General features: G+C 55.0%; 21 protein-coding genes and 7 pseudogenes. 16 read left to right on the forward strand and 12 right to left on the reverse strand.

The features are described from left to right. Positions 1-713 precede the first annotated feature (713 nt). The 3 genes from J5278_RS19275 (at position 714) to J5278_RS19285 (ending at position 5,037) form a co-directional block, all read left to right on the forward strand. Positions 714-1,151, forward strand: a complete 438-nt coding sequence (locus tag J5278_RS19275; RefSeq protein ID WP_209186814.1) for a VirK family protein — start codon at positions 714-716, stop codon at positions 1,149-1,151. 234 nt (positions 1,152-1,385) lie between these two features. Then, entirely contained in the window at positions 1,386-2,645 is a 1,260-nt protein-coding gene (locus tag J5278_RS19280) for a cytochrome P450 (protein WP_209186813.1), read from the forward strand. 274 nt (positions 2,646-2,919) lie between these two features. Further along, entirely contained in the window at positions 2,920-5,037 is a 2,118-nt protein-coding gene (locus J5278_RS19285) for a S9 family peptidase (protein WP_209188311.1), read from the forward strand. On the opposite strand, the gene J5278_RS19290 is transcribed toward J5278_RS19285, so the two are convergent. Together J5278_RS19290 and J5278_RS19295 are read right to left on the reverse strand one after the other, a co-directional pair. Next, on the reverse strand, positions 5,038-6,117 hold the full coding sequence (locus tag J5278_RS19290) for an IS630 family transposase (RefSeq protein ID WP_111223089.1): 1,080 nt from the start codon (positions 6,115-6,117) through the stop codon (positions 5,038-5,040). A 248-nt stretch (positions 6,118-6,365) separates the two neighbouring features. Further along, positions 6,366-7,364 (reverse strand): annotated as a pseudogene (locus J5278_RS19295) (IS5 family transposase). Between the two features lie 96 nt (positions 7,365-7,460). Here J5278_RS19295 and J5278_RS19300 point away from each other — a divergent pair. Together J5278_RS19300 and J5278_RS19305 are read left to right on the forward strand one after the other, a co-directional pair. Continuing rightward, positions 7,461-7,592: pseudogene (locus tag J5278_RS19300) on the forward strand (IS5/IS1182 family transposase); the annotation flags it as partial. Beyond that, positions 7,562-7,786, forward strand: coding sequence for a hypothetical protein (locus J5278_RS19305; protein ID WP_209186524.1), 225 nt, complete (start codon positions 7,562-7,564; stop codon positions 7,784-7,786). The pseudogene J5278_RS19300 and the gene J5278_RS19305, both read left to right, overlap by 31 nt. 307 nt (positions 7,787-8,093) lie before the next feature. Here the strand turns inward: J5278_RS19305 and J5278_RS19310 are convergent, their stop codons facing one another. The 5 genes and pseudogenes from J5278_RS19310 to J5278_RS19325 form a co-directional block, all read right to left on the reverse strand. After that, positions 8,094-8,867, reverse strand: a complete 774-nt coding sequence (locus J5278_RS19310; RefSeq protein ID WP_209186525.1) for a cyclase family protein — start codon at positions 8,865-8,867, stop codon at positions 8,094-8,096. A gap of 780 nt (positions 8,868-9,647) precedes the next feature. Then, positions 9,648-10,175: pseudogene (locus tag J5278_RS19315) on the reverse strand (glutamate dehydrogenase); the annotation flags it as partial. Between the two features lie 20 nt (positions 10,176-10,195). Then, positions 10,196-10,285: pseudogene (locus tag J5278_RS31015) on the reverse strand (transposase); the annotation flags it as partial. 357 nt (positions 10,286-10,642) lie between these two features. Further along, positions 10,643-12,418, reverse strand: a complete 1,776-nt coding sequence (locus J5278_RS19320) for an ABC transporter ATP-binding protein (protein ID WP_209186527.1) — start codon at positions 12,416-12,418, stop codon at positions 10,643-10,645. 92 nt (positions 12,419-12,510) lie between these two features. After that, a complete protein-coding gene (locus tag J5278_RS19325; RefSeq protein ID WP_209186528.1) occupies positions 12,511-13,164 on the reverse strand; it encodes a TetR/AcrR family transcriptional regulator in 654 nt (217 codons plus the stop codon). Between the two features lie 1,590 nt (positions 13,165-14,754). Here J5278_RS19325 and def point away from each other — a divergent pair. From def to J5278_RS19355, 6 genes and pseudogenes are all read left to right on the forward strand, one after another. Then, positions 14,755-15,243, forward strand: a complete 489-nt coding sequence (gene def, locus J5278_RS19330; RefSeq protein WP_209186529.1) for a peptide deformylase — start codon at positions 14,755-14,757, stop codon at positions 15,241-15,243. A 149-nt stretch (positions 15,244-15,392) separates the two neighbouring features. Further along, positions 15,393-15,805: pseudogene (gene dnaE2 / locus J5278_RS19335) on the forward strand (error-prone DNA polymerase); the annotation flags it as partial. Between the two features lie 107 nt (positions 15,806-15,912). After that, a pseudogene (locus tag J5278_RS19340) lies at positions 15,913-16,254 on the forward strand (LysR substrate-binding domain-containing protein); the annotation flags it as partial. Positions 16,255-16,435: 181 nt separating this feature from the next. Continuing rightward, a complete protein-coding gene (locus J5278_RS19345) occupies positions 16,436-16,648 on the forward strand; it encodes a DUF982 domain-containing protein (protein WP_209186530.1) in 213 nt (70 codons plus the stop codon). Positions 16,649-17,021: 373 nt separating this feature from the next. Further along, complete coding sequence (locus J5278_RS19350) at positions 17,022-17,315, forward strand: hypothetical protein (protein WP_209186531.1); 294 nt, start codon at positions 17,022-17,024, stop codon at positions 17,313-17,315. Between the two features lie 72 nt (positions 17,316-17,387). After that, entirely contained in the window at positions 17,388-17,618 is a 231-nt protein-coding gene (locus J5278_RS19355; RefSeq protein WP_209186532.1) for a hypothetical protein, read from the forward strand. A gap of 5 nt (positions 17,619-17,623) precedes the next feature. Here J5278_RS19355 and J5278_RS31020 read toward each other — a convergent pair whose 3' ends face one another. Beyond that, on the reverse strand, positions 17,624-17,758 hold the full coding sequence (locus J5278_RS31020) for a hypothetical protein (protein ID WP_257623452.1): 135 nt from the start codon (positions 17,756-17,758) through the stop codon (positions 17,624-17,626). A gap of 306 nt (positions 17,759-18,064) precedes the next feature. Between J5278_RS31020 and J5278_RS31630 the strand changes: the two are divergent. The 5 genes and pseudogenes from J5278_RS31630 to J5278_RS19375 all read left to right on the forward strand — a co-directional run. Next, a pseudogene (locus J5278_RS31630) lies at positions 18,065-18,214 on the forward strand (hypothetical protein); the annotation flags it as partial. 45 nt (positions 18,215-18,259) lie between these two features. Then, a complete protein-coding gene (locus tag J5278_RS19360) occupies positions 18,260-18,697 on the forward strand; it encodes a TetR/AcrR family transcriptional regulator C-terminal domain-containing protein (protein WP_257623453.1) in 438 nt (145 codons plus the stop codon). 57 nt (positions 18,698-18,754) lie between these two features. After that, a complete protein-coding gene (locus tag J5278_RS19365; RefSeq protein WP_209186534.1) occupies positions 18,755-19,369 on the forward strand; it encodes an O-methyltransferase in 615 nt (204 codons plus the stop codon). A gap of 372 nt (positions 19,370-19,741) precedes the next feature. After that, positions 19,742-20,464, forward strand: coding sequence for an alpha/beta fold hydrolase (locus J5278_RS19370; protein WP_219259165.1), 723 nt, complete (start codon positions 19,742-19,744; stop codon positions 20,462-20,464). A 247-nt stretch (positions 20,465-20,711) separates the two neighbouring features. Further along, positions 20,712-21,901, forward strand: a protein-coding gene (locus J5278_RS19375) for an IS3 family transposase (RefSeq protein ID WP_219258329.1) whose coding sequence is annotated in 2 segments (ribosomal slippage) — positions 20,712-20,964 and positions 20,964-21,901 — 1,191 coding nt in all. Because the reading frame shifts where the segments join, the coding sequence is not laid out codon by codon here. Between the two features lie 479 nt (positions 21,902-22,380). Here J5278_RS19375 and J5278_RS19380 read toward each other — a convergent pair. The 4 genes from J5278_RS19380 to J5278_RS19395 form a co-directional block, all read right to left on the reverse strand. Further along, positions 22,381-23,022 carry an NrsF family protein gene (locus J5278_RS19380; RefSeq protein ID WP_247749522.1) on the reverse strand — a complete coding sequence of 214 codons (642 nt, stop codon included), beginning with the start codon at positions 23,020-23,022 and terminating at the stop codon, positions 22,381-22,383. Continuing rightward, positions 23,019-23,603: a sigma-70 family RNA polymerase sigma factor gene (locus J5278_RS19385; protein ID WP_209186535.1), complete on the reverse strand. Its 585-nt coding sequence runs from the start codon at positions 23,601-23,603 to the stop codon at positions 23,019-23,021. Before J5278_RS19385 ends, J5278_RS19380 begins: the two co-directional genes overlap by 4 nt. 293 nt (positions 23,604-23,896) lie before the next feature. Beyond that, positions 23,897-24,160, reverse strand: a complete 264-nt coding sequence (locus tag J5278_RS19390; protein WP_257623454.1) for an inositol monophosphatase family protein — start codon at positions 24,158-24,160, stop codon at positions 23,897-23,899. Between the two features lie 489 nt (positions 24,161-24,649). Next, positions 24,650-25,864 (reverse strand): IS701 family transposase, encoded by a 1,215-nt coding sequence (locus J5278_RS19395; RefSeq protein WP_219258769.1) that lies wholly within the window; start codon positions 25,862-25,864, stop codon positions 24,650-24,652. Between the last annotated feature and the right edge of the window lie 49 nt (positions 25,865-25,913).

Genomic DNA, 25,913 nt, shown 5'->3' on the forward strand with positions numbered 1-25,913 from the left:
GTGTTGATAATACGACCACCTGATCCGACCTATTCGCTCCAGCTCCATTACGAGCCTTCATCGCTACTACAAATCGGTCCGTCCCAGTGCCCCGCATCGGTACTCTCGCCTTACGGTCTTCTCCGCTTGTGCTTCTCCCTTTGCATCGGAGCGACTGTTTCTGCAGTTCCGCGACAACGCCTGCATCCGCTTCACGCCCCCTCAACGCCGGTCGCCGCTTGCCCGGTCACCAGGCGTCTGACAGCTGATCCCAGAGAGACGACACACCTCTGGTTTGACGACAGGTTTCACGTTACGACGCTTCATCGGAAGGTTCATTTTCATTCGTTTCTTGGATGCCAGACGAGATTGGCCAACAATATGTATTAGGGCAGAAATAAGGCGATCTTTTTCGGCCCAACATTACACGGCAAGGAAATACTCTCACAAAATCAGTAAATTAGGCCGTTATAAAATTTTCATTTGCCAGATCACGGGTTTGTGATCAGGGTCTGCACGTAGCCCATGATTTGCGTTGGTGAAATATGCAACGAATAAAAGTCCATTAACGAATGGTATTGGGCGCCTAAGTCTTGCTTTAGGGCTTCTGGCATCACGATCAAAGTTAATACATCCTCATCGGCTTTCCGCTGAGCGCAGTGTAAAGTTATGTAATACCAATCCATTTGACGCCGCTTATCGAGCCATGCGCCAAGAGTTCCAAGGAGTAATGCATGAAGCGCCTCTTCGCTATTTTCCTCGCGGCCTTGCTACCCGCCGCAGCGGGTGCAACCGAGCATCTCCAAGAACCCCTCGCCCTGCCAGCTGTTATTCGTATGCTTGGTAAGGGGCAGCCGGTCGCCGTCACCGTTGATCTCAGTCTTTGCAGCCCAGTACCAAACGGTGCAAAGCCGAGCAAAACACGCGGTGGATTACGGATTAACGCTTTTAGATTGACGGACGATGGGACGCTTGCCTTTGCTGACGAGCATATGACCATCGATCTCGATGGAAAGCCGATCGTTCAGTTTTTACGATACAAAGTCCTCCCAGACAACAGCGCTCAATTCTCTATGACTGTGTTTAGCCTTCCCGCATACGAACAAAAGGGTACGACACTCGAATTTAATTGTGCATTGGACCGTGGATTAAGTTTCTTCCCAACGCGCTAATGTGGGCGCACTTAGATGTTGGTGGGGTGACAGCCATATGTAACGATCCAGGGAAATTCGCGCCAAAGTCGTTGCGCGCATTGTTTCACGCGTGTTTCCCGCCAGTGTTGTCATCACGCAATGCAACACTTCTGCCGTAGCTAAAGAACAGAATGCCCTGCTGAAGCGCCGGATGTGTCTCGCTGGCTGGCCGAAGTTTGGGCGACGGGTGGACCGAATTAAAGGTATTGATGAATGAATCTGAACAACTCCGCAGAGCGCGACCCGAACTTTCGAGTTCCGGTGCTGCCCATTTCAACCCTGAGTTCGGACCCTCATGGCGTCTACCGTCACTACCGAAAGGAGATCCCCTTCATCTTGTCGGAAGCGGGGGTATATCTCATCTTGCGTGCCAACGACGTTCTCAGCCTGTGCAGCGATGCTAAGACACGTCAGGTAGAAACAGAGTTGGTCACCCTGCGCGGTGTTGAAGATGGACCGATCTGGGAATTCGTGCAAAACGGGATGCTGACGTCGAATGGGGATGTTCATTTGCGCAGACGATCTCCCCTGACCAGGACATTCGCCTTCAAGATGATTGATGCATTGCGACCTCTCATTAGAGAGACTGTTGCACAGATCGCAGATGCCGTAGCGCTCGATGGTGGCATGGATTTGCTTGAGGACTTTGCCGCTCTTATTCCGGCCAAGATCATTGCGTCGATCTTAGGCCTCCCCCAGGACGATGTGAATAGATTTACAGAGATCGTATACCGCTTCAGTCCGCTCCTGGGCGGATCTTGGCGTGCGCAAGATGTACCGCAGCTTCAACGAGCAGCCGGCGAGCTAAGATCATATGTTGCCGACGTCGTGGCTAGGCGCAGTTATAAAAAGAACAATGACTTTGTGAGCAGACTTCTTTCCGATGTGGAAAGCGACGGCTCCTTGTCCGCCGAGGAAGTGATTACTCAAATCATGACTTTGATAGTCGGTGGTAGCGACACCACGCGATCTGCCATCGTCATCCAGCTCGCAGTGCTTCTCCAGCATCCTGATCAATGGAATGCAGTTTTGAAGAATCACGACCTGGTTCCAAAGGCCGTCGTGGAATGCCTGCGTTATGAGCCCGCGATAGGCTCAGTTCCGCGCGTCACCACCACCGATATCGAGTTAGACGGGATGCTCCTCCCCGCCAATAAAGCTTGCTCCCTCGTGACCATGTCCGCCCTCAGAGATGAGCATCTGTATAGCGACCCTGATCGACTGGATATCACAAGAGAGCAATTGAAATGGCATCCGGTATTTGGCGCTGGAGCACACCGTTGTCTGGGCGAAGCACTGGCAAAGGCTGAGCTGGAAGAGGCATTGACCGTCCTAGCAGAGCGTTTTCCGACCATCAGAGCCGGTGGTGCTTTTCCAAAGGTCAATGGCTTTTCGGGCATACGAACAGTTCAAAACTTTCCCGTGACTTGGGACGCAGATCGGCATCGAAAGCGCTGGACACGAACTTCTTAGCAAGTTTTGCTTCGAACCGTTCTTGGCTCTGATAACAGTCTTGGATTGTTCGGCGTCTCTGATCGGGTGGTGATGCCAGCGCAATCATCGCGGCGTGCATTATGTGCCATAAAGCAACAGCGTTCCAGCTTTTCTCCCGCGATAAGCGGCTGGATGCGCGCCCTCACGCCAACAAACTAAGGCGAAGGTTTTAGCATGGCTGCGAACGCGTCAAGCCGCAAACTATGTCGGTATGTTCTCTTTAGCCCAAATCAGGTGAGATAAAGGGTCTTCAATGAAGCTAGAATTTCCTCTTACGGCGTCGCTCCTTACAGCCGTGACCCAGTCACCGAAAGAGGTGGACATTCAGGCACTGCGCCTTCGCTCGCCCATCGCTCCAACGACGAATACTGCCGAATTCGGCAGTCCGATTAGCCCTTCTGACATCATGCAGTTACACGACATGCGTCATCTGGAAATGTCGCCTGATGGTAAGACAATATTGTTTGTCGTTCAACGGCAAGTGGCGACCTTCGGCTCTGACCAGCAAAGGATATGGTTCGTGCCGACCGACGGCAGCGAGCCCGCGCGTGAGCTCCTCAACGGTGCTGGTGTTGACAACACACCGCGCTGGTCTCCTGACGGTGAAATCATCGCGTTCCTGTCGAACCGCAGGAGTAAAGGAATGACGGGAACTGATATGTCGACCGCAGGAAAGCCCGACGCATTCAGCCGGCCTGAAGGCCAAACCGACGCATCGCCGCCAGCTGTTTTAGACGCCGAGGGCAAACAGACCCGGCAGCTCTGGAAAGTTGGGCGCAATGGTGGCGAACCAGTGCCGCTCATCGCAGTGCCATGTGACATTACTGATTTCGCATGGTCGCCAGACGGGACAAAGATTGGCTTCCTAAGTGCTGATCCAGATACACCGGAGGAAAAGGCAGATCGTGAGGCCAAGCGTGACTGGGTCGAGATGGACAAGACTGGTCACATGACCCCCCTTTGGATCCTGGATCTCTTGAACCACAAGGCGCGACCTGTCTCGCCAAAAACTGTCAACGTCAGCAAAATGGCGTGGTCTCCGGATGGAAAGCGCATGGCGGTCCGTATCGCGGATACCAGCGCGATCAATGATTATTTTTATCATTCGCGGATCACCACTTTTGATTTCCAGAACGGCACATTCGGCAAGACGCTCATTGAACATGCCGCGGAAGGCCCGTTATGGGCACCCGACGGCACTGCCATCCTCGGTTCGGAAATTCTTACGCCGGGCTTTATTGGCACGGCCCCCCGCGTTTACAACGTTGCGACAAATACACTCATAAAGCTCGCCGACGACCACGCGGGGTTGTTGACTCGGTTGCAATGGGCTGCAGATAGCCGCTCCATCCTCGCCTTGTCATTTGAGGAGACGCAATCCAGATTAGTGAGAATCGCAGCGACCGGGAACGGGCGTGTCACGCGGCTTGCCACTTTGGAAGGTGAGGCTTTCGACCTCACGACTAGTCAAGATGATCGCCTCGTCGCGGTTGCGCTGTCAAGCCCTGAGCGACCTGCCGACGTTTGGACCATCGCCGGCAAACAGATCCGTCCAATCACAATGATCAACCCGCAAGTCGCCCACTGGAAATGTGGCAAGGTGAGCCAAATATCTTGGACCAGTAGCCATGACGGAAAGCGGATCTATGGTGTCCTCGTTACGCCGCCGGACTACACCCCTGGGAACCCGATCAAGACAGTCATCCAAATTCACGGCGGTCCCGAATGGGCGTGGTGGGCGGGGTGGCTTGGGAGCTGGCACGAATGGGCGCAGATGCTGGCGACGCATGGCTATGCCGTATTGCTACCCAATCCGCGCGGCTCGGACGGTCAAGGCACGGCCTTTGCGCGAGCGATTGGGCATGACTGGGGCGGAATGGACTATCAAGACGTGATCGACGGCGTTGACATGCTCGTCGCAATGAAGATTTCGGACCCTTCGCGCCTCGGCATCGGCGGCTGGAGCTATGGCGGGTTCATGGCGGCCTGGGCGGCGACGCACAGCGAGCGCTTTAAGGCAGCAGTGGTCGGTGCTGCTCCAACCAACATGACTACGATGGCGCGCATTACCGACACGCCCGACTACACCACCGGTTATTTCGGCGAGCCATCCGCGCACCTTGCTGATCTAGATAGGGTATCGCCCGTGCGAATGTTGGAAAACGTTCATACGCCAGTGCTGGTACTGCACGGCGAGGCAGATACGCGAGTGCCGATAGCGCTTGGTCTGGAGTTCTACCGAGCACTAAGACTTCTTGGCAAACCCGTTAAGATGATCAGCTATCCGCGGGAAGCTCACTGGTTTAGCGAGCCTGAGCATCAGGCCGATATCCAGCGCCGCGTTCTCGATTGGTTTGATGCCTACCTCTAGCTAGTGGATGGAATCTAACGCTTGGTGCCCGCGTTTAACGGCGGCGATGATTTTGTCGGGATCGGCGGTCCAAGTGAAGGGCTTTGGCTTTTTGTTGTGCTCAACGAGGAAACGGTTGATGGCGGCCTGGAGATCGACGACGGAATGGAAAACGCCGCGTTTCAGACGCCGCTTCGACAGCCTGGCGAAGAAACCCTCCACCGCGTTGAGCCATGAGCTTGAAGTCGGAGTGAAGTGGAAGGTGAAACGCTCGTGACGGTCGAGCCAGGCTCTCACCTTGGGATGCTTGTGGGCAGCATAGTTGTCGAGGATGACGTGGACGGCCTTGTCGTCCGGCACCTGGGCGTTAATGGCGTTGAGGAAGCGGATGAACTCCTGATGACGATGACGCTGCATGTTGCGACCGATGACGGTGCCGTCGAGCACGTTGAGGGCGGCAAACAGCGTGGTTGTGCCGTGCCGCTTGTAGTCGTGGGTCATGGTGCCGAGCCGACCCTTCTTCATCGGCAGGCCCGGCTGGGTGCGGTCGAGCGCCTGGATTTGGCTTTTCTCATCGACCGACAACACGACGGCGTGGGCTGGCGGATCAACATAGAGGCCGACAACGTCTCGCAGCTTGTCGACGAATTTCGGGTCGTTGGACAATTTGAACTGCCGCCACCGATGAGGTGCGAGGCCATGCGCTTTCCAGATACGCCTGACTGCGCTGGCGCTGATGCCGGCGGCCGTCGCCATCATGTCGGCCGTCCAGTGCGTCGTCTCGCCCGGCGGATCAGCCAGCGTCAGGGCCACCACACGCTCGGCGACATCGGGTCCGAGCCGCACAATACGCGACGGCCGCGTCTTGTCGCGCAGGAGACCCTCGACGCCTTCTGTGGCGAAGCGCTCTTGCCAGCGCCATACGCAGGTCTTCGATTTGCCGGTCTGGCGCATAATCTCGACAGTCCCGACGCCATCGGCACTCAGCAGGATGATCTCGGCCCGCCAGACGTGCTTTTGGGGCGCATTGCGATCCCTGGTCAAGGCCATCAGGCGTTGGTGATCTGTTGGCGAAACGGTGAACGATATTCCTGTGCGCATGCGCCAGACTCGCATGCCAACCAAGCAAATGGAATCCCATACAGGACTCTTATGTCAGGCGGTAACCACTAGTCGCGACTAATACTTTAACAAATAGGCGTTCGACTGCATTCCCTCGGGCGCCGTCAACGCGTTAGTTACACGGCGGGAGGCGTATGAATTATTAATCGCTCTACAACGCTCACATCCTGATCGGCGTTGGTGCAGGGATCAGCAACAGTGCGAAATTTGGTCTTTGATGGCCTTACTTATTTGCCTTCTCCTGTCAAGGCTTGGCGACGAACGGATTTCGCGCGTCCGCAAGCAAGCATTCGGTTCAAAATGGCGACGCCGCTTGCAGCCTCTGTCTGTTGAGAAAGGAATGACCGCGCACGCAAACGCGGTCCAATTATGCGTTTGTATCGACCCATCGCCGTTTCGATCAGCGCCCGTTTACCATAGCCAGTGGACGTCTGCCATTTCAGCCGACCATCAATCCGGATGGATGCGATGTGGATCTCTCTCTGGCAGGACGGCTGGGCGCTGGGCCGCGCAACCGCGTTTGAGCGCGGTGGGATGACGACCCCTCGCGCCTGCGCTGTGACGCAGAACAGCGTCGTAGGTGGGAGTGCCTTCGTAGGCTCCATCGGCGATGAATTGGCCGCTCCCATCATCGATCTGATCAAGCAATGGCTCCAGCTGCGAGGCATCGCCGGTTTCCTGATCTGTCGGGCCATGGATAATTATCTCGCCACTGTCGGCGTCAACCGCCAAGTGCAGTTTGCGCCAGCCACGCCGGGACTTTGCCCCATGCTATTCTTCCAGCCATTGGCCCGCGCCATAGACCTTGAGCCCGGTACTGTCCACAAGCACGTGAAGGGGGCTAATTGCCACAGACTTGTGGTCGTTGCTTCTGGCCGATGGCTTCCAGGTACTGGCCCTCCTGCTCAGCGTGGTGTGATCGGGCACAGCCAAGTCCAGCGCCATCATTTCTAAAACAGAGTTCAAAAAACCCTCGCTCTGGCGCAACCGCAACCCAAACACCATTCCCAGCATGAGCGTGGTTTCGATGGCCAGATCAGTATAGCGCGGCTGGCCACAACGCGTTTTGCGACGTGGCACTGCCCAGCCCGCCAGCGCTTCCGGCGTTATCCAAAGGGTCAAAGTGCCCGGCGGCGAAGACACGCTTCATACTCTGCCCAGTTCGTCACTTTGAACTTCATCTTACCGATATGATGGCGGTGCGCGGCGTTATCTTTGTGCGGCATGTTGGATCAATCAACCTAGTTTCGATCCTGGCCGCATAGATGCAAAACATTGACATCTGGTCCGTGCACCAATTCTGGTCTTAACCTGTTTGATCGCGTTTGCGCGCTCGGTCATTCCTTTCTCAACAGACAGAGGCTGCAAGCGGCGTCATCATTCTTAACCGAATGCTTGCCTGTGGACGCCCGAAATCTGTTCGTTGCAAGATACCGACGATAGCAATGAAATAAGCGGCCTATCAAAGGCCGAATTCCGCTCAAATGATAATCCACGCGCCAACGCCTCCACAATAGTGAATGAAGCCCAGGAAGGCGAAGGTCTCGGGTTTTCGCGCGCCACGTCACTGCCGGCTCAAAGCCGCGAACCGGCCAAACTCGATCAGCCGCGTCTTGCGTTCGTGAAGCGCCACGCTAAAACTGCCTAATCGCTCCTTGAAGAGCGAGAAGCACTTCTTCCGCATCATCCTTCTTGTCGAAGCCAATAACGAAATCGTCGGCATTGCGCACGATCACAATTCGGCCGCGTACATAGCGTCGACGCCATTGACGAACTCACAGATCGAGGATGTAGTGCAGAAAGATGTTGGCGAGGAGCGGGCTAATGCCAGCTCCTCGCGGGGTATCCGCGTAATTTCCCCACGAGTCTCCATCATCGAAAAGCGCTGCGTCCGCATTGAAAAAACAGCCCCTGCTTGCAGCCGGCTGTACCGAGGCCAAGCAAGAGGAACGCTTTCAATCAAGTATAGCGACTGCTCGTGTCCATCCTGCCGATGCCGCCCGGATTTTTACCGGGAAGCAGGCGATGATGAATCCCGTCGCAGGCAGCTTTTCAAGATTGTGAAGCTTTTCGAGATGGCAGTAACCTATTTCGCGCCCGGCCTTGTGCCCCTCCCAAATGAGGTTTGCGTCGCCACTTTCGGAGTATCGTCCCGCCGTTTGGACGAAAGGCGCGTCCCAACTCCAGGCGTCGGTACCCGTCACGCGTACACCGCGTTTTGTCAGATAGAGCGTCGCCTCGCGCCCCATCCCACAGCCTGATGCGACGTAGTCAACATGTCCGAAGCGTTCGCCCGCGCGCGTGTTTACAACGACGATATCTAGCGGCGAGATAACATGGCCGATACGCTCCAGTTCGGCCTCAACGTCAGCAGCTGATGCCACGTATCCGTCAGGGAAATGCCGAAAGTCGAGTTTGACACCGGCTTGAAAGCACCACTCTAAGGGAACCTCGTCTATCGTGATAGCGCGGTGCCCCCCGTCCATCGTAGACGCATAGTGATAAGGTGCATCAAGATGCGTGCCGTTATGCGTCATGAGATTTACCCGCTCTATGGCCCACGCTTCCCCATCTGGAAGGTCGCCAGCCGTAAGCCCCGGGAAAAATCCGAGCAATCCCGGCAGCGCTGCCTTGTGGTCAATGTACTCGATACTTGGTCCATACCCAGGGGGATCGGACATCACATCGTTTTCTAGGCAGACCGAGAGGTCAACTATTTTCCGTTTCATACGCCAATCTCCACTATCGCTAATTAACTTGCAATTGCAACATCTTCCGCCGACAGTTCCTTTCCGCGGCACTTCGCTCGACATGCGTCGGTTGCGTGATACCGACCGGCACCCGTGTTTCTTCCTGGTCGAACTCACGACCAGTCAGCGCCTGGGCTTTATGAATTGCCGACAGTGGCGGTATCACAGGGTGATGGCATCCCCGGCAATAACACAGTCGCTGAGTTGCTGTCTGATCTAGCTCTGGCCCAAGGGATCGGCGCCGATGAAGACGATCTCTTGCCGACGATCTCCTCAACTGTATCAAGAGAACATTCCATCGCCTTACTCTCGCCACATCGCCTGGCCAGCGGTTGCGCGGCACTGCCGACCGCCACAAGCCCATTCTCGAAGTTCACACCATCGCGGCCGCTTGGCTGATTTTCCGACATGCTTCAGTTGCATAGCAAACCAGAAAATTCTTTCAACAACCACACCACGGGCCATCAAGAATAGCCTGGAACTTGATCGGATTGAAAGTGCGCTTTTCGCGGTCGAGAAACGATCGGATGGCCGCTTGCGTTCAGCGCGCCGATCGTCTTCGCGCACGTGGCGTTGCCGCGGATCGCCGCTCCCTTTGCGGCAGCCTACCCAGAGGTCCAGCTCGTGATAGTCGCCGAGGACCGAAAGAGCGATCCGTTGAGGACGGATACCAGCTGCACTTTACCTGCGTGCTGCCACGTAGTCGGTTTCCAGGCAGAAAGGCGGCTGGCAGTGGCACAGCAGCCGCCTTATGCGATGTCAAATCCCGATAGCCTGATAAGATTCAGCGATCTTGGTGAGGGATATGAGATAGGCAGCCGTCCGGTAATCGGTAACCCCAGGATGGGTGCGGAGAACCTCCGCCATTTTGTCGTAGGCGTTCCGCATGATGTCCTCCAGACCCGACCTCACGAGGTCGATCTCGCTCCCGCCTTCGAGGAAATTATCCCGATGGTCGGCGGGGAACGACTGGCCCGTCATCGTCTCGAGGACATTGGTTATCTGATGGTTGCGACGCTCGCGCCGACGTCGCTCCATCAGGCCAAACGGGATATGGGTGATGTTCTTGACCCACTCGAAATAGCTGACAACGACGCCGCCAGCATTGACGAAGAGGTCCGGAAGGATAACGATGCCGCGCTCTAGAAGCTGCGCCTCGGCCTCGAACGTCGTTGGCCCGTTCGCACCCTCGACTATAAGCCGTGCTTGGATGGCCCCTGCGTTTCGGGCGTTGATGGAGCTCTCGATGGCGGCAGGAATGAGGATGTCGAAGGGTCGTATCAATCCTTCGGATGCCCGGACGTGGCTTTGCGCCTACGGCCAAGACGAGGCTGCCTTGGCATGAACGGCTCTAACACACTCCATTCGCGATCAGTCAGATCGCTTGCATAGCGCATGCGGCTTCTGTCATGGTGACGCCGGGTGAAGGGTGTCTAGGCCATTCGATCTCTCCGTATTTGTCGCAAAATACAAAGAATCTGATTGCCGCCCTTCACTTAACCCCGAGCACGCACGCCATTCTTGAACAGACACTAACAATTGGGAAGTGAAAGGGCCTCTTCGAAGAGGAGCTCTCCAATGCCTCCTTACGAGGTGCCAATACATTCGGCATGAACACGCTGGACAACCACGGCATGGAAATGCGAGGAAGAGTCCCAAGGATCCTGACGTCCTCCACTATTCGGACACAACAATCCTCCGCCATCAAGCCTCAATGCTGGGGCGGATTATCGCAAGCAGTGAGCACCGGCGACCTATATTGGATTCTTCTGTCGGTCAAATAACCGGTGATAAATTCCTTGATCGAGCCGCATGAGCTCATTGTGATCGCCTTCTTCGACAATACGGCCTTTGTCGAAAACTAATAGCCGGTCCAGCATCCGCACCGTAGATAATCGATGCGCGATCACCAATGTGGTGCGGCCGACCATCAGTCGCTCCATAGCCTGTTGGATTTGTATCTCACTCTCGCTGTCGAGGTTCGAGGTCGCCTCATCGAAGATGAGAACCGGCGCATTTGCAAGAAAGGCACGAGCGATTGCGATCCGCTGGCGCTCTCCGCCCGATAATTTTATTCCTCGTTCTCCCACTGTGGTTTCATATCTCTTGGGCAGCGTCATTATAAGGTCATGGATGCTAGCTTGCTGTGCTGCCCGCTCAACTTCGTGACGCGTGGCTCCAGGTCGACCATAGGCGATGTTCTCCGCTATGGTGCGGTGGAACAGGACCGTTTCCTGCTGCACAATGGCGATCTGACTCCTTAAACTGGCTTGCGTTACTAAGGCAATATCCTGACCGTCAATAAGTATTTTCCCTGAATTCACGTCGTAAAGGCGTTGGATAAGTTTGACAAAGGTTGTCTTCCCGGAACCGGACGGGCCCACCAGGCCCACTCGCTCACCGGGGCTGATAGCAACCGAAAGCTCTTTATAAAGCGGGTCGGGTTTGGCGCCATATCGGAAGGTGACGCGATCAAAAACGATTTTCCCAGAGCAAATTCTTGCAACCGAGGCGTTGGGTAGGTCTTCGACACCAAGGGGCATTTTTTCGAGGAGAACAAGCTCTTCCATGTCGTTTACAGCACGTTGCAAATTGCGAATATCCTGGCCGACATTTCGCAAGTATCCCTGGAGGACAAAATACATGGCCAGTACAAACGCAACGTCACCCGGTGTTGCGCTGCCGCGTCGCCACATAATAAGGCCAGTTCCCAAAATGCCTGCTTGCAAGCTGACCATCATGAAGCCCTGGGCTGCATTGCCCAAGACGCCGCGTTTCCAAGTCCGATGCGTGCGGTGTTTCCATCGGTCAAGGATTTGGCTCAGGCGCGCCTCTTCTCTGCGCTCGGCGCCGAATGCTTTAACGACCGCGTTGCAACCGATAGCATCTGCTAGCGCTCCGCCAAGCTTAGTATCCCAGACATTGGAAAGTCTCGCCGCCGGCGACACCAACCCAACTGAAAGCGCTACGGTGACGCCAATGTAGATAGCCGAGCCCGCGCCTGCGAGTATTCCCATGATCGGCCAATAGCTGGCAAGGACGATACTGGCGCCTATCAGCATCACCATGGAAGGCAGGAGGGCTATCAACAGCAGGTCGTTGAGTGCGTCAAGCGCCCACATTCCGCGAGTAACTTGGCGGACAGTCGAACCTGCGAAACTATTGGCATGCCATTCGGCGGAGAACCGCTGCACTTTATAGAAACCATCGTTGGTAAGTTTTACCATGGTGCGCAGGGTGAGCTTGACGATGCTGCTGGATATGAAATAGCGAAGTACTACGGTGGTCAGCCCTAACGCCACAACGATTACAAACGCGCGCAAGGGTCCCTCTCTCGATTTGCTCTCGGCGATGGCATCAATAATTTGACCGGAAAACACCGGAATCATTACTTCAGCAACGGTGCTCGAAATCACCAACGCTATAATCAGGAACACCAAACCAGGCAGATGGCTCCAGTGCTTAAAAACAAAACTTAAAAGGTTGCGGTAAGCATCGGCACGAAAATCGATTTTTTTCCAAGTCGTCAACAAAGATACCCTTTTTTGAACAGCCCGTTACGTTAAACTAGCGCTGCAAAGGCGGAGCGATAAGCAATCCCATCAGAGAAAGCCTTGCCGCACTACGTGCGCTTAGAGCCGTAGGCTGCAAGGAATGTCTTCACGGCGCCCGTGATGACTCGCTCGATCTCGACATCATTAGGCGGCGCATTCATGTTGCCGAACAAACGAAGTTTAAAGAAGCTCCCACTACAGAGATCAAGATACTGACCAGCAGCAAGATCTAGATCGTCGATTTCGAGACCACCCCCATTGGAATGCCGTAAGAGAAAATCCTGCAGAACGCTGCGTAGGTTCTCAGGTCCTTTAAATAAACGCGTGCAAAGAGATGGCATTCGATCTCGCACGCCAAGCACGGTTCGCAAAGCTGTTATCACTGTCTCATCCGTTATGTGTTTCACGAAGGTTACACCGAAATCATAGAGGCTGCTTTCCAATTGGCCATGTTCGGCGAGAGTCATCCTCATGGTCGCAATGAAGGTGGCTCGCTGCCTTTCAATAGTTGCAGAAAATAATTCTTCCTTGTTATCAAAATACACATACACCGTACCCTTGGAGACACCTGCTTGGCGCCTTACGTCGTCCATGCTCGCCGCGTCGAAGCCAAGGCGCATGAAGACTTGATCGGCTCCGTCCAGAATTTTCTTACGCTTAATAGGGTCTTCGCCTGCCGGCCAGCGCCCGGGGACTGGAACCGTAGTCTTTTCTTGTTTCAATTTATGTCGTCCGCTAAATTTTCTAATGTTTATGATTTAATTTCGCCCTTGAAACCGCGCCATTCGGCTCAGACGGGATCATTGTCATCCTAAACCTTTCATGTCAAAATACCGACAGACACATTGCCTAAACAAGCCAATTAAGGAGCGCTACGTTGGCCAGATAGACCGTAGTCATCACAGATATATGAAAACCCTCGCCCGTGAGATCGCTCTTCAACAATCCGAAAGAAAAATTCGCGTCGCTTCAATTTGAACTGGCAGAGCACGCTTCAGTTGAGAAGTCCGACTGATCGGAAGACTCGTTAGAAGATATTAAAAATTCCGCATTTACGAGGCGGCGTTCTTTCGTCCTGCGGAATGACAACACCCTTTGCTTTAGCGACTGTTGTTTGTGGAATGAATGATGTCATTAGACCCTAACTCCGAACGATGTGCACTGTCGCAGAATTCCAATTCGAGCATAAGTGGCGCGCGCTGACCGTAGCCACTCTTGGTTTCGGCAGGACCCCGTGCCCCATCCCGATAGTGGTTCAACCTGACGTAAGCCACACCATGACTCACTACATTCTCCTGGCACAAAGCGCCCTCTCGGCTTCAGTTCGCGGAAATATTCTAGTCTGCGATGGGTGCCCGCTGAATCCAGTGGCCAGATAACCATTTCGCAACAAAACAACACCCACCGCAACATGGAGATCAGGCATGTATCTTGTGCCCGACACGGCGTCTTTTCAGGTTGCAATGAAACGAAACTTGCGTGCTCATTAGAAGGAGTTGGCCAATGACACCTATGTTTCAAGTGCCGCTTGCGGCCAAGCTATCCACACTTCGGAAACGACGGATTGGCGCTCACAAACGCCAATGACACGCCGACAGTATGGGCTCGCTCGGACTGGCCAAAGGCCAGGTAGCTGACTGCGCGCAAAAAATTTGAGACAAGACATTGCAGTCTACCGTGAGGCAATTCATCCTCGTAAAAAATTATCCAAAGAAACCAATCATATAAAGCTTCATAAAATCTTCATTTGCCAATTCACGAATTCGTGATCACGGTTGAGAGGTTGCAGCGCAACATAATGGCGGATGAAATATGCGACAAAATTGGGGTTTATTAGCCAGTGGCGTAAGACGACTGATGACTGGCTCGGGGTTCCAAAAAAGTACGAAGATCAAGTGCAGCAAGTTGCATCCTGATCAGCTCACCAATGAACGAAAGCGAGATCTCGGCTTTCTTGATGGACAACCCTGTAAAGGCAGCGCTGAAGAAGGGCTAGCGAGCGGAAATAGATCATTCGATCATGAATGTGCCTTCCATCTCAAGTGGTGAGGTTATCCTCGTACTACATGGTCAAAAAATCATTTTGTAAAAGAGCCGAATCCCCGCCGCTTTGTCTAATACTTCCGGCGCTGGTTTGAACATTGTGACCTAAAATATGGCGCACGCAGTGCCTAAAACGAACGGATGCCGGGTCAGTCTGTCGTGTGACAACCAAACCGGGACAAGGAGCATATCTTAGACCCACAAGAAATTTACCCTCTCCATCTCCTAATTTTAACACACACTTTGATCGATGACGATTGGAGATTCAAATGACTTTAAGAACAATAATCACAATACCTGACCCAGCACTACGTCAGATTTCTGATGCGGTTGCCCCCCAGGCCGCAGAGACGGCCGTTTTAATCGATGACATGCTGGAAACCATGTACAACGCATTTGGTGTGGGGCTGGCGGCTGTGCAGATCGGCATTCTGAAACGCGTTGTAGTCGTCGACGTCGGGGTCGTCCAGGAGGCGCGTCGGGATGCCCGGGTTCTCATCAATCCAGTGATTGTCGATACGTCCACGGAATGTTCGACTTTCAGGGAAGGCTGCCTTTCGCTTCCTGGCACCATGGTCGACGTCGTCAGGCCAGCGAGGATCACCGTCGAATACGACACGCTGGGTGGCGGCAAGGAGACTCTCGAAGCCGAAGGCCTCCTTGCCACATGTCTTCAGCACGAGATCGATCATCTCAATGGGACCTTGATAACGGACCATGGTGAGCCAGTACCCCGCGAACCGCAGGAATCTGCGTGACGCAGAAGGCCTGCTTGCGCGTGTCAAGATCCGCCCCCTATCTCTGACGGTATGTTCCGCGCAGTCTCCCTATGGTCAGGAGAGGCGCCTGACATGTATCGTCGGCCGTGAGTGGACCCGCACAGAGCCAATTTTACAGCCTTGCACGCTCAGCGCTCTGCTCTACCGTCACCCACTATCGCGCCAAGGGCGCGTTGCGTGATGTTGGCAAGGTGTTGGGGCTGCCTGAGATCTGATCACCCAGCTTTCCTCGGGAGCCTGGGGCTGGTCGGAAGGCATCGGTGAAAAACAGCTCAAAGAAAACAACATGAACGCCGCCGACCATCGCCTGAAGCGGGCATTGGATCTTAGCGCCCAGCTGATGGGCGCGCGCCGCCATCTTGGCCAGCATCCGGGCGGCTTCGTTCTGCCGCAGGACAGGCTGGATGATCTGGTGCCGATCGAGCCGGCATCGACGAAGGACCGTCATATGGTGGAATGGGACAAGAATGACATCGAGGCCCTCAAATTCATGAAGTTCGATGTTCTGGCGCTCGGGATGCTGACTTGCATGGCGAAATCGGAGACAGCAAAGCACTTCAGAAAAACTAAAGAGGAAGCCGTCCGCACCAGCCTTGTTGGCCGACTATACCGCCGGTACTCATGGTGACTGTGAGTGGAGGGCTGACGCCACCCGACCTGATCGGACACAACTGCATCAACCTACGCCTGCCGACCTGCGGCGGGCTCTATGCCTCGGAATTCGAGAAAGACGGCTAGGCGCTCAACGTGCGCCTCGACGGTCAGCTGACCTTCAATACCGGGAGTCAATCGCTGAAAGCCGCCATCTCAGGGCTTGGACTTGCCTTCGTCACTGCGGATATGGCGGTACCGGCGATTAGCGAAGGCAGTCTCATTCGCGTCCTTGAAGAGTGCCCCCCCTTCCCCGGTTACCATCTCTACTACCCCAGCCGGCGCTTGCCCTCACCCGCCATTGCCGTCCCGCTGGAGGCGTTGCGTTACCGAGGGTGAGCTGCGTGCACCTTGCCCGCCTTGAATGGATCAGGACCGTCAACTCCGATCTCGTAGAGAGTCGGCAGGGGCGGTTGCGAACTAGATCACCACCAAAGCTTAGAATTTCAACCGATCCTTATGTCTGGTATCGAACGCTTCTTTAGGTGGTGACGGAACAATATTCGCTTGGAATAGCTGTATGGGCATGGAAAATTCCAAATGGAACGTGCCTGTTGTTCTCTTACCCAGTGCTCAAATCGCAAAAGAGCGTATGATATTTGATGCACGTGATGCTGCTCAAGTTCTCATTTCCGAATGGCCATGGATGCGCGGCCGGCATTACGACAACGCGTTGCGAGCTTGCGCGCTGGTTTTGGGCGGCTTCATCGAGCCTGATGCGGCGAGAACCTGACTTGTGCGAGCGGCGCGTGAAGCATCAGTAGAAATTGCAAGAGTTGATGACGTTGTTCGCATTCACATCAGCCGCGAATAAAGTTGTCTTTCTCGCGTCGAGGATAGACGTTCCAGAAAGCTAGGTCATCCTACGCTCTTCCCGGCTAAAGGTGATGACAATAGGCCCGACAATCCGAGGATTCGCCGCGCATAACCATAGTATCGCGCTTAAAGATATACGAAGGACACCCCCGGTCGTTACGCTACGCCAAGGTATTGAGTAAGAGAGACATCGGGCATCTCGACTGGGCTATCACACCGAATCTGCACCGGTCGCCGGGGATGTCGAAGGCGCGAACGGCTAGTTGCAGACTGGCGAAAGGCCAGATACCTTGAAGGTAGACAAGGTTCAAGTACTCCCTCAATTCGCTGGGGAACAGAAGGTGTGGGTGGTTGCACCACCAGCAAAAGTTGGCCAGGATCAAGGCTCTTTAATCGAGAGATATATAATGCGTTTCCCTGCCCCCGCAATTTCCCGAGCTCGCCTTGAGCAGTTGATTTCTCTCAACGCTCAATCCAAGCCGATTTCGCCAGAAGTCGAGCTGAGAAGCCCCGAGCCAGAACAGACAAGCCCCACATTCCAGATTTTTCCAACCCGCATCGCTTTTTATTTTTTTGGTACTTGAAGCGTATCATTATTGTTTGCTATCGTCCGGTGATCGTTTTCTAATTCCTTTGGCAGAAAAAGGACCGTACTCATGGCGAACGTATCCAGGCTAGAGTTTCTGGCTGTTGAAGCGGCAGTTGCGGGCGTTTTGAGTTCGGTGGTTCTGTATGCGGAGGAAATTAGTGCTGTGGAGACGAAAAATACGGCTTTGACAGCGTCCCCGGTCACGCTGGAAACCTGCATCGGCTCAGGTGGGCGGAAAGCAAAAGTGCGAGGAATTCAGGGCATCTTCGCGGTTTGCGAAGTCACCCGTGGTGGCTAGAAGGTTTATGGAATTGCTGCGGATACGACGCTGATATCGATGCCGGCAGCCTTGGCAAACGATATCTGCTCCACCAGCGTATTTCCCGCTGCCCGAGGTTTCTTCCCGGGAATGGCAAACGCGCCCGACAAAAACGTCACTACGGAACCCCCCGAACAAAAGGCCGTGGTGGCTATCTATACGAATGCCGAGCCGGAGCTCCGCTTCGACAGTACAGGCGTCCCCGGATCACATGGGGTCGGCGTGAAAGTTCTTTTACATCAAAGCAGCAAGGGATTGGCTGTTGACGCATGCGAAGGGCTAGGCATGCTTGCGCGATCAGCTTCATGCGATCGTCTCGGGAACAGCGATACCGAGCCGTCCGAATTGAAATAAATCGTCGTTCTTCAAAGGTCGAACGAAAAGTCGGGAACATCGGATTGTCAATCGAGGAAACAGACAATGGTATGGCCGGCCCGCCGCGTGGACGACGGGGGCGCCCCAGGGTATTTTCCGAAAACGAGCGGCGCAAAGCCATCCTGGGTGCAGCCCAGGAAGCTTTCGTTGAACTCGGCTTCTCCCGAACGACTACACAGGTGGTTGCGGCCAAAGCAAAGGTCTCGAAGCGATCGATCTATGAAGTCTTCACCGACAAGACGGCAATGTTTGCGGAGGTCATTCGGAACGAGGGCGCGATCTTTCTTGACCTGCCAAGACCCTCGCGGGAGCAGTTGCCCCTGCTCGACACCCTGGTGCGAATATTCCGGCTCGATATCGATGAAGCCGCAGAGCTTCGTCGAGAGGCGCTGCTGCACCTGATCATGCGTGAATCGCTGCAATTCCCCGAGCTTTCCGATTACCTGTACGACAACGGCATCATCCGCGCCCGCGAGGATCTGATCGAGTGGCTAAGGTCCCAGAATGAAGCCGACCGTTTGACAATCGAGGATCCAGCAGTCTGTTCGGGAATGCTGATGGACATCGTTTTCGGTGCATTGTTGCCACGCCGGCGCCTGAAAGCGGCGGCGGACCGGGAGCTTCGAAAACTGCATATCAAAAAGCGATTGGAAATTTTCCTGAATGGAGTGAGGCGAGCATGAAGATGTTCGAAGTGCTGCGGCGCTGCTTGAGGTACCGATATTTACGGAGAAAAAGATATGGATGACAAAGTCCGGGCTGTCCTCGACCACTATCACGAAGTGATCCGCAAACAGCAGAACGAGCCGCGCGAAATGCCTCCGGGCGGGCGCGATGGTGGGCTGGACCAGCGCATGCGCGCTGTCGGGCCTGCAACCGGTCAACTGCTGAACGTCCTTGCGAAAAGCATCAAGGCACCGACCATTCTCGAAATCGGCACGTCCTTTGGTTATTCCGGCATCTGGCTCGCAGAAGCAGCGAGGGCTTCCGGCGGCCGGCTTATCACCATGGAACTGCACGCGTACAAGACCGACTATGCGCGCAAGATGGCCGAAAGGGCAGGACTTGATAGCTTCATCGACTTCAAAGTCGGCGATGCCATCGAGATGATTTCGCAGCTGCCTGACGGGATCGATTTGATACTGCTGGATCTTTGGAAGGATCTTTATGTGCCCTGCCTGGAAGTGTTCTATCCAAAGCTGAATCGCGGCGCGATCATTGTCGCCGACAATATGGTACGCGGTGGCGACGGCAATGTGAAGGAATATGCAGCCCGCATCCGTGCCATGCCGGGCATCAGTAGCGTGATGCTGCCGGTCGGCAGCGGCCTCGAAGTCAGTCGCTACGACCCGTGAAGCACATGACGCTCTTTATCAAGTCGTGACGCGGTGCTGGTGCTGAAGCCAGCCATGCTGCTGCCGGCTCGTTGCGATGCGTTTTGGTCAATCCCATGTACAATCCTGCTTGCTGGTTAGTGATCGTTTGCCGGGCATCCAGGGTCCTCTGCTGGCGTTTTCTCGCCGGTACGACCAGTGCTTATGCCTGTCTCATGATTTGATATGCGGGTTACGGATATTATCACGTTCGCGTGACGGAGTAACGAACAGCAGGTGCGCCCCGAATACCATTATTGGAGTATCCCACTCCATGTGACTATAAGGATCAGTTCATTGAAATCTTGGATCAAAATAAACCGCTTCGTCGCTTCGACAGCCTTTGTCGCGCTCATGGCGGTCCCGGCCATGGCCGAAACAAAGGCTCCTATCAAGGCTCACAACGTCGTTCTTGTGCATGGACTCTATGCCGACGGCTCAAGCTGGTCCGAGGTGATCCCGCTTTTACAGAAAGCAGGCCTGCACGATACTGCGGTGCAGAACCCCCTCACCTCGTTCAAGGACGACGTGGACGCAACTGATCGCATTCTAGCACAACAGGATGGCCCTACGGTACTCGTTGGACATTCCTATGGCGGTGCTGTGATCAGCGAAACTGGGGATGATCCGAAGGTCAGCGCGCTTGTCTATATCGCTGCTAGAGCACCGGAAGCTGGCGAGGACTTCGCTGCATTAGGTAAGACTTTTCCGGCCACTCCAGCGAGCCAGGGTACGATCCATGAAGGTGGGTTCGCGCAGTTGAGTGAAAAAGCGTTTATAGAAGACTTCGTCGGTGATTTACCCGTTTTGCAGGCAAGAGCTCTTTACGCAGTACAGGGACCAGCTTCGGATTCTCTTTATACGGTTAAGACGACAAAGGCTGCTTGGCACAGTAAGCCTAGTTGGTATGCCGTTTCTCAAAATGATAAGACGAGTTCGCCAGACCTCGAACGCTTTCTTGCTAAGCGTATGGGCGCAACAACGGTTGAATTAGCCTCCAGCCATGTCTCAATGCTGTCACATGCCCAGAGTGTCGCAAACCTCATTTTGGAAGCGGCGGGCTATCGGACGAAATAGCGGCTTCCCCGCCCTTGTGGTATGCGAATGATTGACAGCGGTTTGTTTGCCTGTCGAAAGGGCCGTCGATCAGTCACTCAAGCGAGGACTACGATTTGCCGGAACATGTGGTGATTTTGAAGCCACATGCGATCGAACATTCACGGGAGAACTGGCTGCCAATCTGGCATGTCCCGGCAAATTGTGACCTGCCACTGAGAATTTCCTCCAGAATGGATTAGAGTCCGGCCTATTAAGGGACGGACGAATGAAGAAGCAGAGATTTACGGAAGAGCAGATTATCGGTGTGCTTAAGGAACAGGAGGCTGGCGCGAAGGCGGCCGATCTCTGCCGCAAGCACGGGATTTCAGAAGCAACGTTTTATAACTGGAAGGCCAAATACGGCGGCATGGAAGTCTCCGAAGCGAAGCGGCTGAAGGCGCTTGAGGACGAGAATGCCAGGCTAAAGAAGTTGCTGGCCGAGCAGATGCTGGATGCGGCCGCACTCCGCGAGCTTCTTGCAAAAAAATGGTAGGGCCCGCCGCCCAGCGTGACGCCGTCACGCATCTGAAGACCGTCATGGGTCTTTCGGAACGACGGGCCTGCCAAATCATATCCGCCGACCGCAGGACGATCCGCTATCAGTCGAACCGACCCCCGGAAACCGAGTTGCGAGCGAAGCTGCGCGACCTCGCCAATGAGCGTCGACGTTTCGGATACCGCCGACTGTTCGTCCTGCTTCGGCGGGAGGGAGAGCCCTCCGGGATCAACCGCATCTATCGCCTTTATCGCGAGGAAGGGCTTTCCGTTCGCAAGCGCAAAGCCCGGCGGCGTGCGGTCGGCACGCGTGCACCGATCCTGGTCGAAGCGAAGGCCAACGCCCGATGGTCGCTGGATTTCGTCCACGACCAATTCGCCTGCGGGAGGAGGTTCCGCGTGCTCAACATCGTCGATGACGCGACGCGCGAGTGCCTGGCGGCGATCCCGGACACCTCGATTTCCGGTCGTCGCGTCGCTCGCGAACTGACGACCCTCATCGAACGACGCGGCAAGCCAGGAATGATCGTCTCCGACAACGGCACCGAACTCACCTCGAATGCCATCCTTGCCTGGTCGAAAGATCACAAGGTCGAATGGCATTACATCGCGCCGGGAAGGCCAATGCAGAATGGATATGTCGAGAGCTTCAACGGACGCATGCGCGACGAGTTGCTCAACGAGAGCCTCTTCTTCGGCCTCGATCATGCCCGCAGCGCCATCGCTGAATGGGCGGAGGATTATAACCATTTCCGGCCGCACTCATCGCTCGGATATCAGACCCCGGCGGACTATGCCGGGCTCATCGCCGCAACCGGCTCCAACGCTACGCAAGATGAAAGCTTCGCGTTTCCGCCGGTTGCTCACACCGCGCCATTTGGCGTATTCAAAGCCGCCGAGGCTCTAACCGCCGCTGGATGAAAGTTCAGTGGCAGGTCAATCGCTCTACGTTACATCAACAGATCCGTTATCTATTTCGCCAGCATTTTTGCCGCTTCAACGTCCGGCTGATCTGTAAATTTCTTTGAGAGGACAAGTAGTAGATGAACTTGCCGGCCACCCAGTATCCGTGAGTCAAGGATCTGCTACGATATCCACCACGGCGTAGTTGCGTCTACCTTTATATCGGTTGGCTCCGGCGTCTTCGCCCACCCAATTTGCATCCTTTGACGCACCCTCGACGCTTCTTCAGTTGATGCCGCGGTCCAGTTCGGCGCATGCTGAGCTAACTGTTGCCCACAGTAAGATGCCTCATTTTTGTCCGAGTAGAGCCGGCCACAGCACCTTTGGGACCAAAATCGGAGTTGTGTGAGCCAGAAGAAATTTATGCTCGTCTGACCAACCAGATTCGATTTGACAACGAGGTTTTGTAACTTGAGATTGGCAGGCGGGATATGTTTTTACCAGGCAAGCCACCTGCGTCCAACAAGCGCGCCGATGAAAGTGACCGCCGTGACTGCAGTACTATACCAAATGGCAACAAACAGGCCGCCATCGTTTTTGCAGGCGAGCGCGTAGGCCGCTGCACCAAGGGCGCCGGCCAGAAGACCAGCTGTCGCTCCGGCAAGGGAGGGTCGCGTGGTGACCCCGCACGATCGTAGCGCGCCAATGTTCACCGCCAGCGCAGGGACTGATAATATAACAATCACAATCACGCACCCCGGAGCAGAGATGCCCGAACGGCCTAGAACTGGAAGTCCTGATTGATCGGCAATGGTGCCATAGGCCAGCAGGCTTAAACCTGGCAGCAGACCGGCGATCCAGAGGGGACTTCCGTCGGGCCGTCCAGCGGCAATGACAAGAAATATACTTCCACAGGCAAGCAGCAGCATGCTGGCAACCTTATGGAGGAAAGGCCCACTCGCAATCGTCGCCTCTACATCGGGTTGAATACCATATATGAGTAGGACTAGTGCCACTGACATAACGAGCGAGGCTACGGCCGCGAGTACCATCGCCGTTACCAGTCGCATTGGGGCACGCCCAGTGCCGGCCTCGCGGGCCATGGTTTTGATGACTGTGTCGGTTTCTAAGCTATTCATAATTTTTTCTTACCTGGAACGGGTTTTTCAAGGTTGGCTAGCACCGTCAGTCGCTGGAAAGCACGATGCAGGGTTACTCGGACCGCGCCTTCGCTGGTCCTGAGTTTCTGCGCTGTCTCACGGACGGAGGCGCCATCAATCGCTAGCGCTCGTACGACATCACGTTGACCAGCGGAAAGTTGACGGATTTGGCGGTCGATATCGACGCGCGATGAGTTGCGATCATCGTCTTTACTGTCGGCGATGGTCAGCCAGTCCTCAAATTTCAGGTCGCAACGGAAGCGCGCTTCGCGTCTACGCTTGCGCATGGCATCGGACAGCTTGTACCGAACAATTGCATGCAGCCAGGGCATAAACGGGCGAGTGGTATCCCAGCGATGACGCATTGTGTGCAGTCCGATTAGCACCTCCTGGACGATATCTTCAGTTTCATGGCCTTGCATTCCGAGCCGTGAAAGGCGGCCTCGAATCATAGAACGTAGCGTCTTTGCAATATCGGCAAGCAGTCGCTCATAAGCTACCACATCACCGCGCCGTTCGGCGCACATCGCATCTGCCCATAGTTTTTCGCGCGGGTTCATATGATACCGTTTCGTTCAAACGCTACAGTTCGTTACTGCATCGCAGAAATATTTTTTCAATTGGCAGAATTTGAGTTCACGATGGTGTAATTGTATCGGGCGGTCGAACAGCAAATCGGTTCGTTGTGCGCCTTGATCCGTCGACCACTAGAGCATCAAAACCGGTCCCAACGAAATCAACAGATGGATAGGTGACGCTTATTTATCAAACTTCGTTGAGGGTGGTGAAGCCACTTCACCGCATCGCCCTTGCGATTCTACACTCCGCCAAAATCGAAATGTCAGTGCGAATTCTACACTCCGTCAGCGCGGATGAAACTGTATAGCCTCGCTTTATGCGGCATGATTGGGGGGACGCCGCGCAGACGCTCGATCAGATAGACCTGTGTCGCAGCATTGGCCACAATCAGCGTGTAGGTCCGTTCATAGATTTCAGGTCCCCGCCCCAACCAGTCGATGACGAAGCCGCCGGCCTCCTGGACAATCAAAATGCCGCTCGCCATATCGATGAAGCCTGTTTCCTCGAAATACCCGAGGCCCATCCTGCCCAATCCCACTTGCTCAGGTTTCCTGGCTCTGCGGCAGGATGCCGATATCCCTTACCATGACTTGGCGCGGGCGTGTGAGCATGAAGACGACGGACTCGACAATGTGTTCCGTTGGCAACCCGCCGTTGCTCTCAGCCAGCTTTTTGAGATTTCGGTGGCCAATCGTTGAGCAGCGGTGTGATGGCAATACCGGGCACGTCGGTGGTTGTCCTATGCCAGCTGAAATGGTCGCCATCCCCTCGCTGACAATACACAAGCCGCTCTTCAAGGCTGAGGCGGTCCAGACCCGACCGCCTGTTTAACCGAAATCGGCCATCCACCCTCAGGATGTCGAGAGCCCCTAGCATTACAGTTGCAATTTTGATTTCAAGTGAGCGCGTTGGGCGACAGCTTGATGCGCTCGTCTCCAACATGACCATGCGATGATGTGGGCGGGCTTTATACGCCGCTGGGCAAGCTTATTCGCAATGCGTCGGACCTCTTGGATGGACCAGCGGATCAGATCGTGATGGTCGGCATCCTCGGTCTTTTTTGGGGTGCCGCATTATTGGCGCGATATCGGATCACAGCCATCATTGCGAAGGCGAGCATGACGAGCGAGACATGGCGATGCCAGCCATGCCACGAGCGGGTCTCGTTATGATCGAGGCCGAGTTCGTTCTTGGCTGTCTCGAAGCTGTCTTCGATTGCCCAACGGTGACCTTCGACGGATACGAGCGTCTGAATGCCTGTTCCGGCCGGGCACCAAGTCGTGAAGAATGCGAGGTCGCCATCGCTGATATTGCGCCGGATCAACAAGCCGCGCGTCCAAAGCCCGGTTTGCGTATCACTGTATTCGTCGGCATCGAGATCGGCCAGTTCGCAGTAGGCCCAGTCATGAAGCCGCGCGCCTTTTGTGCCATCGCCAGCGGAAAGGCGATGCCATGCAGCCGGATCGAGATCACGGGCAATCTCAAGAGCGGTTCCTGCGACGAAAGGCTTACCAGACCAAGCGCCAAAATGATGGTCGGATTTAACCCCAAGAACGTAACCTTTGCAGGCTCGGCGCAGCGCTCCTTCGACGTCTCCGACGCCATACACAGCATCTGCTGCCACCCATGAGAACGGCACTTTGGCTGTCAGCGCCCGCCGAATCATATCGACAGCGAGGGCAGGCTTGGTAGCGAAGGCTACAGTTTCAGGAACATGAGCGGCGGCAAGCCTTGCCGGATCGCTGGTCCAACTCTTTGGCAAGTACAAGGCTCGATCGATAAAGGCATGACCACGATCGGAAACATAGGCGGTGAACACACCGATTTGGCAGTTCGTTACCTTGCCCGCCGACCCTGTATATTGACGTGAAACACCGCAAGATGTCTTGCCCTGCTTGAGGAAGCCGGTCTCATCAATGACCAGGACCGCATCATCTGTGGCTAGGTGCTCCACAACATACTCGCGCACAATGTCGCGAAGTCCGTCTGCGTCCCAGCGTCCACGACCCAAGATGGCTTGCTGTCGCCACGGACCGGGATCGCCAGCCGCCTCAGCGCGCATCCAACCTGTCTTACGGCGCTCATCACCTAATAAGCCGTCCAGGAAAAGGTTCGCAGATGCTGCAACGCGTTCCTGCGTAAACAATCCGCGCATACGCGCCTTAACTTCACGCAGCGACGATGCCCAAAGTTCCAACGTTGTCTCGATCGATGCACCCATCATCCATGACCTCCGAATCATGGGGGCCTATGGATTCAGAACTTGTAAAAATACGCAACTGTAATGCTAG

Origin of the sequence: Rhizobium sp. B21/90 (genome assembly GCF_019355815.1) — a bacterium.
GTDB lineage: Bacteria > Pseudomonadota > Alphaproteobacteria > Rhizobiales > Rhizobiaceae > Rhizobium > Rhizobium rhododendri.